The organism is Brevundimonas sp., assembly GCF_018608325.1.
Taxonomy (GTDB): Bacteria; Pseudomonadota; Alphaproteobacteria; order Caulobacterales; family Caulobacteraceae; genus Brevundimonas.
The window spans coordinates 1-2,403 of sequence record NZ_JABAZW010000081.1 but is presented as its reverse complement, the minus strand read 5'-3'; the positions used below and the strand labels follow the sequence as shown (position 1 = coordinate 2,403).

The 2,403-nt window shown below is 67.6% G+C and carries 2 protein-coding genes and 1 pseudogene; 2 read left to right on the top strand and 1 reads right to left on the bottom strand.

The window, feature by feature from the left end; genetic code table 11:
• Together QZ281_RS08255 and QZ281_RS08250 are read left to right on the top strand one after the other, a co-directional pair.
• Positions 1-1,602, top strand: a pseudogene (locus QZ281_RS08255) (strawberry notch C-terminal domain-containing protein); the annotation flags it as partial.
• Positions 1,603-1,670: 68 nt separating this feature from the next.
• On the top strand, positions 1,671-1,895 hold the full coding sequence (locus QZ281_RS08250; protein ID WP_183197679.1) for a hypothetical protein: 225 nt from the start codon (positions 1,671-1,673) through the stop codon (positions 1,893-1,895).
• A gap of 7 nt (positions 1,896-1,902) precedes the next feature.
• Here the strand turns inward: QZ281_RS08250 and QZ281_RS08245 are convergent, their stop codons facing one another.
• Complete coding sequence (locus tag QZ281_RS08245; protein WP_292227031.1) at positions 1,903-2,283, bottom strand: hypothetical protein; 381 nt, start codon at positions 2,281-2,283, stop codon at positions 1,903-1,905.
• Positions 2,284-2,403: the final 120 nt, after the last annotated feature.

Here is a 2,403-nt window from a genome sequence, read left to right as displayed (position 1 = left end):
CCCTAACCCTAACCCTAACGCCAACCACAACCCTAGCCCTAACCCTAACCAAGGTCCTGACGGGTAACCCCCATCTCGCCGTCGAGCGAGCGGCGCGGCGCTTCGGCGGCGCGGGCCGAGACCGACGCCTTCATGTCGGGGCGCAAACGGGTGCTGATCTTTTCCGACGCCGGTGGAACGGGGCGCAGTTATCATTCGGACCTCTCGGTTCCGAACCGGCAGCGGCGGGTCCACTATCTGGTCGAGCCGGGTTGGCGCGCCGACGCCGCCATCCAGGGTCTGGGCCGTAGCCACCGCACCCACCAGGCCTCCGCGCCCCTGTTCCGGCCGGTGACCACCGACATCCAGGGCGAGAAGCGGTTCACCTCGACGATCGCCCGTCGGCTGGACTCACTCGGCGCCCTGACCAGAGGCGAGCGCCGAACCGCCGGGGCCGGGCTGTTCCGGGCCGAGGACAATCTGGAGAGCCCCTGGGCGCGCCGGGCTCTGCTGGTCTTCTACGGCGCGCTAGCCTTCGACGAATTGTCGTCGATGACGCTGGAGACCTTCATGGCCAGGACGAGCCTGAAGCTGCTCGATGACGACGGCGGCCTGAAACCCTCCGACAACCTGCCGCCCATCCACACCTTCCTCAACCGGTTGCTGGCGCTGCGCATCGCCGACCAGAACGCTCTGTTCGCGGACTTCGACCGGATCCTGTCCGGCATCCTCGAGCGCGCCGCAGCTTCTGGTGATCTGGATCGCGGTCTGGAAGACATCGAGGCCGAGGAACTGGAGGTCACGGATCAGGAGGTCATCCGGACCGATGTCTCCACCGGCGCCGAGACGGCTCTGATGACCTTTTCGCTCAAGGTCCGACGAGAGCTCCTTGTCTCGGACGATGCCCTGACCTGGGCGGAGGACGTCGCCCACCGGCTGGTTATAAACGAGAAGTCGGGCCGCGCCGCGATCGCTGAACTGGGCCTGACCACCTCGACGGACGAGAACCGGCTGATCACCGCCGTGCGGCTGGTTCGTCCCGACGACCGCCAGACGATGGCCGAGAAGACGTTCGAGGAGTCCGCGTGGAAGCCTGCGGAACGCTCGGCCTGGCGTCGGGTCTGGGACGAGGAGGTCGCCGGAACCGATCCATGGCGAACGCGCGAACTCACCCTCGCGACCGGGTTGTTGCTGCCGATCTGGGGCCGGTTGCCGGCGCGAGGCTGCTCGGTCCGCCGCGTGCGGGCGCCCGACGGGCGCCGTTGGCTCGGTCGGGTGCTGGACGCCGTCCAGGCCCGCGCCCTCAAGACGAGCCTGGGCCTGACCGATGTCGCCGAAGTCTGGGCGGATGGCGCCAGAACAGCCGCGACGATCCTGGACCGCAACGTCCAGCTGTCGCTGGAGGGCGGGCTGTGGCTGAAGCGGTCCCGGGTCATGGATCGCTGGCGCATCGAGGTGGTCGGGGGTCGGACGGATCGTGACGCTCTGGTCGCCCTGGGCTGTTTCGTGGAGATCATCGCCTTCACCCCTCGGGTGTTCGCACCGGTCGACCAGCCGAAAGTCATCGAGGCGGTGTTGCGTCGCCATCCCGTCGGCGCGGTCCTCGACGGCGCCGCAGCCTGACAGGTTCATGTGGAGACCCGGCGCTGTCGGATCGACAGCGCCGCCGAACAGTCGTCCTGGCCTTGGCGATGAACAGACTGACGCCGATGGAATGGGCTCGCGCCAAGGAACCGATCTCGCAGCTGAGTCTGGCGAGCCGGGGCGCGGGCGATCCTCAGCGGATGGTCGCCTGGCTCGAGGCCAGGGCCGGCCCCGGCTGGTTCTACGGCAGTGGCGACAACTACCATTTCGGGTCTGCGGCCGACGCTACCGCCTTCCGGCAATGGCTCGCCTCCGTTCCGGCGGGGATCTAGGTCGGGCCTACGCCTCTTCGGCGCGCTGGGCCTGTCGGCGACGCACGGTCTTCATCAGGTTTTCATCCAGCTTGGGTCGGTCCCACGTGCGCCCACCCGGGATCGCGGCGAGCGCCTGGGGGTAGCGCATGTAGGTGAAGACGCGATCGACGACCTCGATCATGAGCGCCTTCATTTCGGGATCGGAAATCCGGCTGAGTTCGGTCCAGGGGATGTCGCCGTCCGGCGTCCGCACGGTGACGTCGCTGAAGTCGCCGGTGTGTGACACCGGGAACCGTCCCGCGTGCAGGTCCTCCAGACCCGTATTGCGCACGCAGATCTCGACGATGGATTTGGTCATCCGTTCGAGATCGCGTGTGTCCTTCGCCGACAGAGTCTGCTCGTCCATGTCGTCTTTCCCTGGATCGTCCGCGATGAAGCGGCGACCAGTCTAACACGGCGTCTCCATGCTCAGACATCCGTCGGTCCTCGACAGCCCCGGCCGGGCGGAGGCCCGGTCGGAGGAGGG